This window comes from Spirosoma aerolatum, assembly GCF_002056795.1.
Lineage (GTDB): Bacteria > Bacteroidota > Bacteroidia > Cytophagales > Spirosomataceae > Spirosoma > Spirosoma aerolatum.
The window spans coordinates 3,575,496-3,589,164 of record NZ_CP020104.1 but is presented as its reverse complement, the minus strand read 5'-3'; the positions used below and the strand labels follow the sequence as shown (position 1 = coordinate 3,589,164).

The 13,669-nt window shown below is 49.9% G+C and carries 13 protein-coding genes and 1 pseudogene; 5 read left to right on the top strand and 9 right to left on the bottom strand.

What is annotated here, in order from left to right; genetic code table 11:
• The first annotated feature begins 108 nt into the window (after positions 1-108).
• From B5M13_RS14455 to B5M13_RS14445, 3 genes are all read left to right on the top strand, one after another.
• A complete protein-coding gene (locus tag B5M13_RS14455) occupies positions 109-603 on the top strand; it encodes a hypothetical protein (RefSeq protein WP_080056351.1) in 495 nt (164 codons plus the stop codon).
• Positions 604-612: 9 nt separating this feature from the next.
• Positions 613-1,368 carry a VOC family protein gene (locus B5M13_RS14450; protein WP_080056350.1) on the top strand — a complete coding sequence of 252 codons (756 nt, stop codon included), beginning with the start codon at positions 613-615 and terminating at the stop codon, positions 1,366-1,368.
• An 89-nt stretch (positions 1,369-1,457) separates the two neighbouring features.
• On the top strand, positions 1,458-2,384 hold the full coding sequence (locus B5M13_RS14445) for a hypothetical protein (RefSeq protein WP_080056349.1): 927 nt from the start codon (positions 1,458-1,460) through the stop codon (positions 2,382-2,384).
• A gap of 59 nt (positions 2,385-2,443) precedes the next feature.
• Here B5M13_RS14445 and rhaM read toward each other — a convergent pair whose 3' ends face one another.
• The 5 genes from rhaM to B5M13_RS14420 all read right to left on the bottom strand — a co-directional run bounded on the left by rhaM (position 2,444) and on the right by B5M13_RS14420 (position 9,394).
• Entirely contained in the window at positions 2,444-2,758 is a 315-nt protein-coding gene (rhaM, locus tag B5M13_RS14440; RefSeq protein ID WP_080056348.1) for an L-rhamnose mutarotase, read from the bottom strand.
• A 16-nt stretch (positions 2,759-2,774) separates the two neighbouring features.
• On the bottom strand, positions 2,775-3,935 hold the full coding sequence (locus tag B5M13_RS14435) for a glycoside hydrolase family 88/105 protein (protein WP_080056347.1): 1,161 nt from the start codon (positions 3,933-3,935) through the stop codon (positions 2,775-2,777).
• Positions 3,936-3,970: 35 nt separating this feature from the next.
• On the bottom strand, positions 3,971-5,365 hold the full coding sequence (locus tag B5M13_RS14430) for an FGGY-family carbohydrate kinase (protein WP_080056346.1): 1,395 nt from the start codon (positions 5,363-5,365) through the stop codon (positions 3,971-3,973).
• 108 nt (positions 5,366-5,473) lie between these two features.
• Positions 5,474-6,748 carry a TIM barrel protein gene (locus B5M13_RS14425; protein WP_080056345.1) on the bottom strand — a complete coding sequence of 425 codons (1,275 nt, stop codon included), beginning with the start codon at positions 6,746-6,748 and terminating at the stop codon, positions 5,474-5,476.
• Between the two features lie 540 nt (positions 6,749-7,288).
• Entirely contained in the window at positions 7,289-9,394 is a 2,106-nt protein-coding gene (locus tag B5M13_RS14420; protein ID WP_080056344.1) for a bifunctional aldolase/short-chain dehydrogenase, read from the bottom strand.
• Positions 9,395-9,717: 323 nt separating this feature from the next.
• Between B5M13_RS14420 and B5M13_RS34435 the strand changes: the two are divergent.
• Positions 9,718-10,400: pseudogene (locus tag B5M13_RS34435) on the top strand (L-rhamnose/proton symporter RhaT).
• A gap of 80 nt (positions 10,401-10,480) precedes the next feature.
• The gene (locus tag B5M13_RS34430; RefSeq protein WP_262508079.1) at positions 10,481-10,753 is read left to right on the top strand and encodes an L-rhamnose/proton symporter RhaT; all 273 of its coding nucleotides are present in this window, start codon (positions 10,481-10,483) and stop codon (positions 10,751-10,753) included.
• Between the two features lie 52 nt (positions 10,754-10,805).
• Here the strand turns inward: B5M13_RS34430 and B5M13_RS14410 are convergent, their stop codons facing one another.
• The 4 genes from B5M13_RS14410 to B5M13_RS34155 are packed head-to-tail and all read right to left on the bottom strand — an operon-like array spanning position 10,806 to position 13,631.
• Positions 10,806-11,591 (bottom strand): phytanoyl-CoA dioxygenase family protein, encoded by a 786-nt coding sequence (locus tag B5M13_RS14410; protein ID WP_080056343.1) that lies wholly within the window; start codon positions 11,589-11,591, stop codon positions 10,806-10,808.
• Between the two features lie 36 nt (positions 11,592-11,627).
• Positions 11,628-12,587 carry a methylenetetrahydrofolate reductase [NAD(P)H] gene (gene metF / locus B5M13_RS14405; RefSeq protein WP_080056342.1) on the bottom strand — a complete coding sequence of 320 codons (960 nt, stop codon included), beginning with the start codon at positions 12,585-12,587 and terminating at the stop codon, positions 11,628-11,630.
• 35 nt (positions 12,588-12,622) lie between these two features.
• Positions 12,623-13,138 carry an IS630 family transposase gene (locus B5M13_RS34160; RefSeq protein ID WP_245860049.1) on the bottom strand — a complete coding sequence of 172 codons (516 nt, stop codon included), beginning with the start codon at positions 13,136-13,138 and terminating at the stop codon, positions 12,623-12,625.
• 19 nt (positions 13,139-13,157) lie between these two features.
• A complete protein-coding gene (locus tag B5M13_RS34155; RefSeq protein ID WP_245859354.1) occupies positions 13,158-13,631 on the bottom strand; it encodes a winged helix-turn-helix domain-containing protein in 474 nt (157 codons plus the stop codon).
• Positions 13,632-13,669 lie beyond the last annotated feature (38 nt).

Genomic DNA, 13,669 nt, shown 5'->3' with positions numbered 1-13,669 from the left:
CCATGCTAGTGGTATACGCCATAATCGAACACCAACTTTACCATGCCTATCAGGCTTAATGAACAACAAACAGGAAACTCTTTTTTCAACCAAAACACAACAAATACAATGAAAGCGTTTACTATTTTTTTCCTGGCCGCTGCTGCCACCTTTATCCTGGCAGCCGCATCATACAAACAGCCTTCACACAGCAAAAGCCTGGCTTTCGTCGGCAAAAATCTGAGTATGACCTCGTTTCAGGTTAGTCCGGCTATCGATCTGGATGGTGATGGCAACGTTGACAATGATCTGATGTCGTTTCTGCGCCCCTGCGACAAAGACAACACCCTGACCTTCGAGTCAACAGGTAAAGTATCGGGTCATACGGGTACACTGGCCTGCTCATCGAATGAGTCGCTTCCTGTAGTTGCCAAACCCAGCCACTGGACGTACAACGAGAAAACGGCTACCCTCCGCATCATAAACGATAAAGATACCAGTGCTGTATCGGAATGGAAAGTACTGGAAGCCTCAGCCGCGGGGTTGACAATCGAGAAAACAGCTACTGAATACAATCAGAAATCAATCACTACAGTGACGTTGAAGTCGGCTGTTAATCAGTAAGCCTTTCTCATGAAAATCGTAGCCTTTGAACTCTATACTGTCGATCTGCCGGGAACGCGAACCTTTTACACCCGGCAGCTCGGCTTACCAATCGTTGCTGAATCGACCGAAACGCTCACGGTTCAGGTAGGATGGACTCGCCTGACTTTCAGGGCCGTCGATGAGCCGGTAGCGCCTTATCACTTTGCCATCAACGTGCCGGTGGGTATGCTGGAGGTCTGCCTGCATAGCTATCCGCTGAACTATCTGACAACTAACGGACAGGAAATTATCGAATTACCTACCTGGCGTGCGCGGGCCAGTTTCTTTCACGACAACAACGGCAATCTGGTAAAGTTTATCAGCCGGAACGACCTCTCCCTGTTTAATCCGAACCTGACGGTCGATGACCTATTTCAGGGAATCAGCGAGGTTGGTATTGCCACCGAATGCACACCGACCACAACCCGCCAACTCATGCAACGCTTCGGTCTGCCAACCTTCCGACGGTTTGCGCCTTCTCCCGAATTAGCGCTCCTGGGGAATGACGCGGGGTTAGTAACGGTTGCTCAGGTGGGTCATCCCTGGCCATTTACCCATACACCGGCTGCCATGAATCACTGCCAGGTAACGTTTGAAGCCGAGCCGGGTTGTCCAGCCCAAACCTTGTACTGCTACGGCGTCAATCAGCTACCTGTTTCGCTTGGAAAACCCCTGTTTGTGGGTACGGAGTATATTCGTTCGAAGGCCAGATCCATCCATTCTATGTCCGTTTTTGCGGGTTGATAGCCTTTAGCGATTCGTATCGAACACCCCATCCGCACCTTTATACAAGCAACCGAAAACTCCGAAACCTTCCTCTTTTTTAACCACTTATGAAAACAAAATACACCACCCTTCTTATTCTAGGCTGCCTAAGTTGCTGGCTCGTTGCCGCCCGCATGAGCGATGTTATGACCGAACTAAGCATCGAAACTGGCAAGCTTCGTCAGGATGTACTACTCAATCTGAAAGAGCCGCAATGGTTCTTTTTTAACACCACCAACTCTATGCGGCAGATGGCCCGTCGGATTCCCGAATCGTCGCGTGGGGCTACGGTACGCGCACTGGGAAAAGTAGTTCGAGCGTATGTAGAATCAGCGACTTTTAAGGACGTTTGGCTACAGGACCTGCGGACATATTATCCGTACGATGAAACCTATACCGACGAGCATATGGCTAAAACCAGGCAGGATAATGAAGCCAATCGGTCGGCAATGAAAAGCCAGTTGGGTACGCTCGATCAGGCCTTTGCCGGTATGGACCCCGCTATGATCCAGATGGCCATACGGAGCCAGTTGACGCAGGAAACGCAGGAATTAGCTTCGCTGTCGGGCAACGAGCGAACCAGTAAGGCGCAATACATTGCTGAGCTGAAAAAAGTACTGAACCTGCCCCCTGCTGACTGCAAAAAGCAGTATTTAGCCTTGCTGAAACGGCAAGCTATGACCAACATCGACCAATCGACGGCCACACCCGACATCGATAAAGATCAACTGGTACAACAACGTCGACAAAAAGCCGAATTTGACGCTCATGCTGATTTTCGCCCTTTGCTGAAAAAACGATTGCAGGATTTTATCACCTTGACGGAAACCGTTGATTTTGAAGCACGACTGATACTCATGGGTAGGAAGCAGGAATTTGCCAATCCCGTATACCAGCGGAAACCCGCCGAATGGAAATTCCTGTATCGGCTTGGTAAAGCCCCCGTCATGGAAGCGCGTATGTTTGCTCAACAGTGGTTAACAGAATTACACTAATGCATCAACAAATTTGGGTGCCGTATGGCACCCAAATTTGTTGAGTACTGGCTCGTATACTAATCCATATGAAAGACCCGCTCCAGCCGAACAGCGACGGGTGAATTGTCGGGATTCGTATCCATTAAATCAGCCATATACGCCCACCATTTTTTCATAATCGGCAGTTCAGGCAGCGAATCAGCGGAATGCCCCGGCAACCGCTTCTGTACCCCAAACAGGGTGCCGCTTACACGATCCAGAAAGATTGAATAATCCCGAATACCGGCAGCGGTCAGGGCCTGCGCTAGTTCGGGCCATATCTCATCATGTCGACGCTGGTATTCGGCCTCAACACCAGGCTTCAATTTCATTGTAAACGCAATTTCTTCCATAGTACCAACCGTCGAACTAGTTCATTTTATACAACTCGGTTCCTGCCAGCAGGAAACAACCCAGGCCATAATCCTCAAAATCGGGTTTGCTATCGTAGGTAACAGGCTGACCATCTTTCGGTTCTTTTCCAGTTCCCTGCACATAGCCTAAAAACCCATTCGAATGGACGGATTCGGTCGCCATAGCATTCCAGGCTTTGGCGATGATCGGGTGGTACGTTTTACTATCGAGCAGGTCGTGGTTGATGCCCCACGCCATACCGTACACAAACAGTGCAGTTCCAGTGAGTTCCTTACCGCCGTAATTCGCTGGGTCGTGTAGACTAACATTCCAATATCCGTCGGGGCGCTGCAAGGGTACTAAAGCCTGCATCATGTCCTGATAGGTTTTCTGATACTCATCGCGGTGCGGAGCGTCTTTCGGCAGAATATCGAGCACACGAACCAGGGCCGCTATAACCCAGCCATTTCCTCTCGACCAGTAGCAGTCCTGCCCATTGGGTTCTTTGTAGGGGGGCACAAAATCCTTATCCCGCCACCACAGATGATCGTCCGGGTTGTACAGTCCATGGCCGCCCTGCTTCGTTTTCGAATAGTTGTAGAGCTGGTACATTTTCTCGAAGTACGCGTTTGCCGCATCACGGTTCTTTTCCAGTACGCCAAACTTTGCCAATACGGGCATTGCCATCTGTAAAGCATCGATCCAGTTCCAGTCATCGACTTTATCGTTTGCCACCATCGCATCAACAGACGCCTTGATGTCGTGAATACGCTCTGGTTTCGGCTTACCGGCATCCCGATCCATTACATACAAATCAATGTACGTCTGGCCGCAGCACTGATCGTCAGCGTTGCGGGTTTTGGGGCCACTACGAAGGCCCCAATTGTGCTTTACGCCCCATTCGACCGCGTAATCGTAATAAGCTTTCTGCTTGTGGATGCCATACAAAGCCATCAGCCCTTCGTAATACACGGCACGCGTCCAGATGTTGCTGGGACGGGTTTTATTGGTTACGATTTCCTTACCAGGGTCAGGCCAGGTTTTCATGAAGTACGCATTAGCCAGCGTCATTTTGGCAAGAATTTCCTTTTTACCAGGAAGCTTCTGCGCCTGAATACCAGATGGTATGACGCAAAACAACAAGGCAAACCAGTAGCGTAGCGGTAGGGGCTTCATAGCTTTTCAGTGTACGGAAAACCGTAAGCCGTAAATTAATGAACACTAATCGGAGCCGTGTATTTCTTGAGTTCAACACAGTCGCCAGGGAGTGGGAAGTCATTCCAATGCTGGTGAATGGCCAGGGCAGCTCCCAACGCCGAAGCCTGCGCTACCGACGCGGCATAGACCTCAATAGTTGGAAAGGCCATTGCCAGCAGGTTCATATAAATGGGATTCTTACCAAAACCACCATCCACAAAAATTCGCTTGACGGGCGACCCAGCTAGCACTAGATTGGTTGATATCAGCTGCTGCGATACAATATCAAGCATAAGCTGATGATACGCTTCATCGTAAGTAGCAAATTCAGAGAGGTTTCGTTGGCCAAACAAAGAGCCTTTCATCGATAGCAATTGATCGCCTTTGGCGTCGTCGCCCGTAGTCACCTGACTCTGTTGATGCCGTAATCGCTCAATGATCTCCGGATTATACCCAACTTTCTTGTATTGATCAACCGGGGTCTGAAAATGCGTTGCCAGTCGTTTGACCTGCTGCTCATGCTCATACCCGGCAAACAAACGGGACGACTTCACCGGCTGGCCTTTGTAATGCATGTAATTCAGGCAATCGTATTGTAATTCTTCGGGGGTTAACGGTCGGTTGTTAAATGGATTCATGCTCACGCACCAGGTTCCGGTCGAAATGAGCACAAACGGCTCCTGAAAAGACGCCAGATACGGAATCAAAGCCGATGAACTATCATGTAAACCCACCCCTACCTGCACCAAATGACCGTTCAGGTTTGTTTCCCGAACCGAATCTGACGGAACAATAGGTGCCAGATGCACATCCAGCTTTTCGGCAGTCACCCAGTTGTGGTATTGCTGTCGGTCAAAATCCCAAAGCATGGTATGGCACCCGATACTGGTCAGGTCCGAAACAGGCCAGCCACTAATCAGAGCGCTTACATACTGCGGCAAGTGAAGCGCAAAGGCCAGCTTTGTAAACTGTTCCGACTGTTCGTGCCTGAATCGGTACAGTTGCAGCCCCGAGTTCAGGCTACCCAGCGAAGGCGATGCCGTCTGACGCGTCAATTCCGTTTCGCCACCGTATGTACTGAAAAATTGTTGAAGTAAGGGAGCCGGATACGCCTTCAGATAATTGTAAAGCGGGGCAATTGCCTGCCCATTTTGATCGACGTACACCAGGCTGGCTCCGTAGGCTGAAACATTAACCGCCTTTACCGAAAATTCGGGCAAGACCATTACTTCGGCCAACGACGTAACAACCCAGTTCCGAAGCAGGCTTACATCTTCGCACAGATCACCATCCTCATCAGGCACCTCGGCAAACTGCTCCGATTTCTCCCAAACGATCTGGTAATGCTCATCAAACAGAAATAACTTCTTATTGGTCTTACCGATGTCAAAAATTGCAACAACGTTCATAGTCAAAGAGTCAAAGAGTGAAAGAGTGAAAGAGCGAATAGCTGACGCAAAAACCTGTCTGCCGGATGGCATTCGCCCTTTCACTCTTTCACTCTTTCGCTCATTAATTTAAAGTCCCGTTGCTACGGTTTTGGCGCCACGTTCTCCAATGAGTTGCTGGCGGACGTTCAGACTGCGGAACAGGGCCAGTGGATTTAGGGCCCCTCCTGCCCGACGACGCGCTTCGGCTACCAACGGCCGAACATCCGTGCGGAACGCTTCCTGCAAGATTTCCTGCGCCCGAACCGGGTCGTTGGCCTCACGGGCTTCTTCAAGGGCTTCACGGTCAACGAGAAGCGCCTGGGCATAAGCTAGTTGAATGGCTTCGACCGATTGGAGTAAATCTTCGAGCGGGTCTTTTACGTTATGGCTGGCGTCGATCATCCAGCCGAGGTTTTTGGCATGGTTCATACCTCGAGCGTCCATACCGTCGATCAATTCAGCAAAAATCAGAAACAACTGGTAAGGCCGAATGCTTCCGACGGTCAGGTCATCATCACCGTATTTAGAGTCGTTGAAATGGAATCCACCCAGCTTACCCTCATGCAATAAAATCGCAACGATCTGCTCGATGTTGGCGTTAGGCAGGTGGTGCCCCAAATCGACCAGCGTATAGGCTTTTGGGCCGAGCTTACTGGCGTACAGGAAGCTACTACCCCAGTCACCCACTGTCATCGAATAGAAGTTGGGTTCAAACGCTTTATACTCGACGAACATCTTCCAATCATCGGGCAGCGCTGCGTAGATTTCGGCCAGACTTCCCAACGTCCGGTCGAAGGCCTTCCGGAAATTCAGTTGACCCGGAAAGCAGGAACCATCGGATAGCCAGACCGTTAGCGAATCAGAACCCAACGCCACGCCATGCCGGATCACCTCAATATTATGATCAATGGCCTGCTGGCGAACGGCTGCATCGGTATGTTGCAGTGAGCCGAATTTATAGCTAAGCGCTTGGTCGGGTTGGTCCTGAAACGTATTGGAGTTGACGGCATCGAACCGAAGCCCGTGTTTAGCTGCCAATTGTTTGATCGCCTGTGGGTCCGTTGGAATGTCCCAGGGAATATGCAGCGAAATAGCCCCACTGGCACAGTTCAGTGCGTGCAGCAGACCGACATCTTCTATTTTTTCTTCAAGCGAGCGCGGCTCTCCACCACCCGGAAAGCGCCCGAAACGCGTACCGCCTGTACCTAACGCCCAGCTCGGAATGGCAATCTGAAAGTCGATCAATTTCTGAATAATGGGTTCAGCCTTAGCGACTTCCTGTGTCCAGTACGACAATTTCCGCTGGTGCCCTCCCAACTGCGACTGGTTAAAGTCCGCAATGTGTTCGCGTTCGATTTGCATAAAGGTTTACAAGTTATAGGTATCCACGATCTGGGGAATCCGTCTAATTATCAGCCCACACATGAATGTGTGGGACCACAAAATCATTCATCAATTTTTTAAAACCGTTAAAACGGTTTTTTCCTCTATCCTATGAGCCACTCCTAATCGAAACTCTGGGTCCACGCTGTTTTCTCCACCAAAGACCGTCAACCGCTCATTCCTCCGTCAATCCGATCAACTGTCCACAACGAACTACTGAATCAACTAATTCATCTGGATTGCTTTGTCGACTGTATTGGTGGAGTGGCCGAACACGTCATCTTCTCTTCCTGCTCAATCCCAAAAAGTCAATCGCTGATGTGAGGAATACCGGAGGTTTATGGTGCAGGACTACCGACTGACCATAATGGCTAGCCCTCAAAACCGTTAAAACGGTTGAAAATGATGCGTAAACTACCATTTTAACCCACAAATAAATTTGTGGGCTGATAATTATTGTGATGTCAGTTTCTTACAAACTGACATCACAATTTATCCCCCTTTGGAGGTTGGGGGCTTTTACCGCACAAACGCCATCGCTACACCACCATCTACATTCAGTACGTTGCCGGTCGATTTAGCCAGAAGGCCATTTACGCAGGCCAGACAAGCGTTGGCAATATCATCGGGCAGGATGATCTCGGTCAGCAATGTCCGTTTGGCGTAGTAGGCAGGAAGTTCATCTACTGTAATGCCATATGCCTTCGCACGACCTTCGGCCCAGGCACCCGCCCAGATTTTCGAATCTGAAATTACGGCATCGGGGTTCACCACATTCACCCGGATATGATCTTTACCGAGTTCGGCGGCATTCAAACGGCTCAGGTGTAATTGCGCAGCTTTGGCCGAACCGTATCCGGCGTTGTTAGGACCGGAAACCAGAGCGTTTTTGCTCACAATGTTGATCACATCCCCACCCAGTTTCTGCTTGCGCATGATCTCAACGCCTTTCTGGGTAACCAGGAACTGACCTTTTACCAGTACGTCGTACAGCAAATCCCAGTCTTTTTCAGTGTGATCTTCGAGCGGTTTCGAGATGCTCAACCCCGCGCAGTTGACTACAATATCGACGCCACCAAACGCCAGAACTGCCGTATTGAACGTTGCTGCAATGGTGTTAGCCTGGGTTACATCCAGTTGGTCGGCGGCATAGGCATCCTTTCCGTACTGCTTCTGAAACTCTTCTTTAGCACCTGCCAGACGATCGGCATCATTATCGTTGATAACGACTACAGCCCCTTCAGATAGAAATTTTTTGGCAATAGCCTTACCAATACCACCCGCGCTACCCGTAATTAGGGCAATTTTACCCGACAGCGGTTTAGGCTTTGGCATGCGCTGGAGCTTTGCTTCTTCGAGCAGCCAGTACTCAATATCAAACGCTTCCTGTTCGGGTAGGCCAACATAATCGGATACTGCTTCGGCGCCTTTCATTACATTGATGGCGTTGGTATAGAATTCGGCAGCTACCCGAGCCGTTTGCTTATCCTTGGCGAAGGTCATCATACCTACACCCGGCCACAATAAAACCACAGGGTTGGTATCGCGAATGGCCGGGCTATTTGGGTGTTTGCACCGCTCGTAATAAGCCGTATAATCGGCACGGTAATCGGCAAACGCCTGGCCAAGATAGGCCGTGCTGTCCTCTCCGGTTAGTTTCTCAGGGTCGAGCACTAATGGGCGGATTTTGGTGCGCAGGAAGTGGTCGGGGCAGCTTGTACCCAGGCGAGCCAGACGAGGCAGATCGTTGGAGTTTACAAATTCCAGTACCCGTTCGTCATCGGTAAAATGACCGATCATCTGCCGATAGCTGGAAGCCAGTCCCCGTAAGGTCGGCATCAGATCGGCTGCCAGTTTTTTCCGGGTATCGGCCGTTTCACTCTGGCGAGCTGCTCCTCCGAACACCGGACGCTTTTTACCGAAGTTCTGATGCAGGTATTCTGATGCCTGTTCAATCACTTCCAGCGTATTCATGTATGATTCGTAGGATGTATCCCCCCAGGTGAACAGCCCATGGCCCCCCAGGATAATCCCCCGAAGATTCGGATTTTTCTTAACGGCTTCTTCAAGCTTCAGGCCCAGATCGAAACCAGGCCGCTGCCAGGGAATCCAGGCCATCTGATCGCCCCAGATTTCGTGCATGATGGCTTCACCATCTTTGCTGGCAGCAATGGCAATCAGAGCATCAGGGTGCAGGTGGTCGATGTGCTTGAAGGGGAGCAATCCATGCAGGGGAGTATCGATGGATGGCGCGGCACATTTGGGATCGAAGAGGCAGTGATCAAAAAGACCAACCATTTCATCTTCAAATTCCAGACCCCGGTAGCGGCTTTTCAGCGCATGCAAACGCTCAACATACAGATTGGCACAGCCTTTTTTGGTAAGCGTACCAATATCTCCACCAGACCCTTTCACCCACATCACCTCAACAGGCTCGCCGGTTAATGGATTGGTTTCCATCAACTTAACCGACGTATTCCCACCGGCGTAGTTCGTCAGACGCAGGTCAGCACCCAGCAGGTTAGAACGATAAATAAACAAAGCTACTTCATCACCCGCGAGCTCTGCGGCTTTCTGATCATCCCAGAGATAGCTAACGTAGTTGAACGCTTGCGTCGTATTCATAGATAAATTGTAAGTAGTATCTTTCCGAAATCTTGTTTTTAAGCAAAGTACGTTTTATTTGATTTCTCCTGTGTCATGCACTCTCCTGTTATAAAAGAGATTCTTTTTTTCGGATGGAATCATTACATGGCCATCCGGTAGTCATTTGTTGTCATTGATAGTCATTAGATAGCAAGGGCACCGGATGACCATGTAATGCCATACAGGAGAGAGCAGGTAAGTTTGTGGATCAAATTAGGATAAATTTGTTAAAATTCATGAATACGAACTATCCCCTTGGGGTTACTCAGTATTCGCTCTAAATCATTCATCATTCAAAAACCGTGGCTGTAATCTGGGGAGTTGTACTGCATGCGCTGGGAGGCTTTGCTTCCGGCAGTTTTTATCTACCATATAAAAAAGTTCAGGGATGGGCCTGGGAAAGTTACTGGCTGGTGGGCGGGCTATTCTCCTGGGTGGCCGCTCCGTTGATTTTAGGCGCACTCACCGTCCCCAATCTGTTTGGTGTACTGGCGCAGGCCCCAACCGAAACCGTCCTATGGTGCTATTTCTGGGGTGTGTTATGGGGCTTCGGGGCCTGACGTTTGGCTTAGCCATGCGGTATCTGGGCTTATCGCTGGGCATGGCAGTTACTCTCGGTTTATGCGCGTTCTTTGGCACCCTGGTTCCGCCCATCTGGCAAGGTCAATTTGGTGAACTGATCAGCACCACCTCCGGGCAGGTTATTATTTTGGGGCTGGCCGTATGCGTACTGGGCATTTCGATCTGCGGCATTGCTGGCATGATGAAAGAGCGCTCTTTAACGGATGAACAAAAAAAGGCCGTCATCGCGGAATTTGACATTCGGAAGGGGCTCATGGTAGCCATTTTCTCGGGTGTCATGAGTGCCTGTTTTGCCTTTGGACAAACGGCCGGACAGCCAATTGCTCAACTGGCGGTAAAGGCCGGGGCCGATCCGCTCTACATGAACAATGCCGCCCTGGTTATCATTCTCTTGGGGGCCTGACTACCAACGCCATATGGACCATTTACCTGAATATCAAAAACCGTACGTATACCGATTATACAAATTATTCAACCCCCATTGTGGCGAATATCATTTTCTGTGCGCTGGCCGGATTCACCTGGTATTTCCAATTCTTCTTTTACGGCATGGGCGACAGTAAAATGGGCGAGTATCGTTTCTCTGGCTGGACATTACACATGGCCTTTATTATTGCCTTCAGTAGTTTATGGGGGCTAATCCTGCACGAATGGCGAGGCTCCAATCCCAAAACGATGCGGACGATTTCGCTGGGGATACTGACCGTCGTTCTGTCAACGGTTATTGTCGGCATCGGTAATTACCTGGCTGCATAACAATTGAATGACACACAAATCGTATCTACTCTAAAAGATGGCCGCTTCTCTGTTAAAACAAGAAGCGGCCATCTTTTTTGAACAAGCCCTGGCGAATCGCCTGCTCGACCGGAGAGTAATCACCATCCGATCGATTGAGCTGTATGGGTTCGGCCGGAAGTAAAGGGGGTTGCGCCATAAACCGGGGTACCGAACCTCGATGAGGCTGAGCGGCATGAACCAGAAAAGGATGGCAGAGATATACGGTTCCGGCCGGGCCCGTTGCCAGTTCAACCGGGCGATTCAGCGTGACTTCGTCGAATTGTTGCGCCAACTCTATAAACGACAACCCATTATCGCCAGCCGGTTGCAGCCATTTCGGTACATCCTGATGCGAACCCACCAGAATTCGGGTTGGTGCATCCTCTGGCCCCACATCCGAGAACAAAAATAGCATGAGCAAGGCCCGTCCTTTCGAAGCCACATTCAATCGCCATGACCCATCTTCACCCGCAAAACTCGCTTCGGCATGCCAGCCTGTATCCCCCGGATCGTCGGGACTTGGAAACCGGATTGGAAACGTCCCTAAACTGTTGCGCGGCTCCCAGCGTCCTTTACCGACCAGTTGATCGAAGGCGTCGTGCAGGCTGGGTGTATTGACCGCTTTCTGGAAAGGCTCCTGTGCATACCCGCCCAGCCGGATCACGGGCTGTGTCCAGGTCGTAGAATCAGTTGGATTACATCCCGTGTCTTTCCACAAAATCGCACAACCTTCATCGGCCAGTTCACGCGGAAAGGCATTATCGATACGAACAAACCCGTCGCGGATAAACTGATTAATTTCGGTGTCACGTAGCATAATTTCTCTCTGCCCTTACCCTACTCCCCTATTGCATCAGAACAGTTCGCGGGCAATTTTCATGATATTATCGGCTTTCCCCATCGTATAAAAATGCAGGACAGGTGCACCAGTTGCCGTGAGTTCCCGACATTGCTGGATACACCACTCCACCCCAACCTGTCGGGCCTGTTGATCGTTTTCGCAGGCTTCAACGGCTTTCCGTAACTCCTCTGGAATTTCCAGATGGAAGAGCTTGGGCAGAATCTGAAGTTGCTTCCGTGTGCTGAGGGGTTTCAGACCCGGAATGATCGGCACAGTAATACCTTCCTGCCGACACCGGGCCACAAAATCCAGAAATTTTTTATTATCAAAAAACATCTGGGTTACGATATAATCCGCCCCCTTGTCGATTTTCTGCTTGAGGTAGTGAAAGTCAATGTCGTGATCGAGGGCTTCAAAATGCTTTTCGGGATAAGCGGCCACCCCGATACAGAAATCACTGGGAGCGAGGGCCGTATCTTCCTCATGCAGATAAATACCCCGGTTCATGTTGGCGACCTGCTCTACCAGTTCGCTCGCATACGAGTAGCCGTTTTCTTTAGGCTTGAAGGTCGTAAACGGCTTGGCAGGGTCACCACGCAGCACCAGGGCGTTATCGATGCCGAGGTAATGCAGATCGATCAGAAAATCTTCAGTTTCTTCGCGGGTAAACCCACCACAGAGTACGTGTGGTACCGGGTCGACACCGAACTTATGCATGATAGCCGCACAAATACCTACCGTACCGGGTCGTTTACGGGTTACTATTTTTTGAATGGTTCCGTCGGGCAGGGGCCGTTCCATGTATTCTTCCCGATGGTAGGTAACGTCGATAAACGGTGGTTTAAACTCCATCAATGGCTCGATGTTGTCGAGCAGATTCTTGAGATTATCGCCTTTGATGGGCGGTATCACTTCAATCGAAAAAATAGGCTTGCCGTTCGCAGCTTTTATGTGATCCGTAATTTTAGTCATTCGTCAAATACTCATGTCGGTTATTGATGCGTGAATTAGTTTGTAATGAAGGCTATTTCCTCTTTGTTGAAAAAAGCCTTAACTAACTCATGATTGGCTTGTAGATGTTTAATTTGTTCACGAATCGCAATTGTTAGCTCATCTAAATTAGTGAACACCTGATTCTTTAACTGACCTTTCAGGTAGCTCCAGATCAGTTCTACTGGATTCAGCTCTGGGCTGTAAGCCGGTAAACGCTCTAAATGAACTCGGTTTGGACGTGCTTTCAAAAAAGCTTTGACGGCCTCGCTGCGGTGGATGGCAGCCCCATCCCAGATCACCAGCATATTTCGTTTGCGATAACGCCCGCACAGCATAGTGAGGAACCAGACAATATCTTCACCCGTAAACGGCTGGTCTTGCCCCGCTACATAGATACGACCGTTAGGCGCAATAGCAGCGATCAAACTTAGATGAGCCCGTCCCGCTTGCTCAACTAATATCGGTGTTTGCCCCCGAGGGGCCCATGTGTTAGCCAGCATGGGTAACAAATAACAAGCCGATTCATCCACATATAAAATGACGCGCCCTTCAATTTGGGCTTTTTTTGAGTTCGGGTAAGCGTTCTTCTTTCCATTGGGCAACCGCTTGAGGATCTTGTTGATAGGCTTTGCGCTGCGGCTTCTGTCTGCTCCAGCCCACCTTTTTTAAAATCCGGCCTACTTGTGAGGGGTCATAACTGACAGCAAATAACTTTTTGATCACCTCATTGACGCGAGGACGGGTCCATATCTGGCCCGGAAAGCCATGATGCTCAGCTCCTTTATTCAATTCCTCAACTAGTTGAGCCAGTTGCGTATTAGTCAGCTTAGCTGTAGCCCCGGCAGGTTTGCGCCAAGTCAGTGCATCTTGACCTTGCTGACGATATTTAGTTATAGTGCGACTGACCCAGCCTTGAGTTAGCCCTAAGGCCTGAGCGATATCGGCCTGTTTCCAGCCTTCTTGATGGAGAGTGGCACATCGTCGGCGCAGGACTTCATATTGGGTCTGTTGATAGCTTGCCATAATGAAGGCAAGATACGAACATTACAAACCTATTCACG

Coding starts and splice junctions, on each gene's coding strand:
- B5M13_RS14455 (WP_080056351.1), top strand. CDS start 109: ATGAAAGCGTTTACTATTTTTTTCCTGGCCGCTGCTGCCACCTTTATC.
- B5M13_RS14450 (WP_080056350.1), top strand. CDS start 613: ATGAAAATCGTAGCCTTTGAACTCTATACTGTCGATCTGCCGGGAACG.
- B5M13_RS14445 (WP_080056349.1), top strand. CDS start 1,458: ATGAAAACAAAATACACCACCCTTCTTATTCTAGGCTGCCTAAGTTGC.
- rhaM (WP_080056348.1), bottom strand. CDS start 2,758: ATGGAAGAAATTGCGTTTACAATGAAATTGAAGCCTGGTGTTGAGGCC.
- B5M13_RS14435 (WP_080056347.1), bottom strand. CDS start 3,935: ATGAAGCCCCTACCGCTACGCTACTGGTTTGCCTTGTTGTTTTGCGTC.
- B5M13_RS14430 (WP_080056346.1), bottom strand. CDS start 5,365: ATGAACGTTGTTGCAATTTTTGACATCGGTAAGACCAATAAGAAGTTA.
- B5M13_RS14425 (WP_080056345.1), bottom strand. CDS start 6,748: ATGCAAATCGAACGCGAACACATTGCGGACTTTAACCAGTCGCAGTTG.
- B5M13_RS14420 (WP_080056344.1), bottom strand. CDS start 9,394: ATGAATACGACGCAAGCGTTCAACTACGTTAGCTATCTCTGGGATGAT.
- B5M13_RS14410 (WP_080056343.1), bottom strand. CDS start 11,591: ATGCTACGTGACACCGAAATTAATCAGTTTATCCGCGACGGGTTTGTT.
- metF (WP_080056342.1), bottom strand. CDS start 12,587: ATGACTAAAATTACGGATCACATAAAAGCTGCGAACGGCAAGCCTATT.
- B5M13_RS34155 (WP_245859354.1), bottom strand. CDS start 13,631: ATGGCAAGCTATCAACAGACCCAATATGAAGTCCTGCGCCGACGATGT.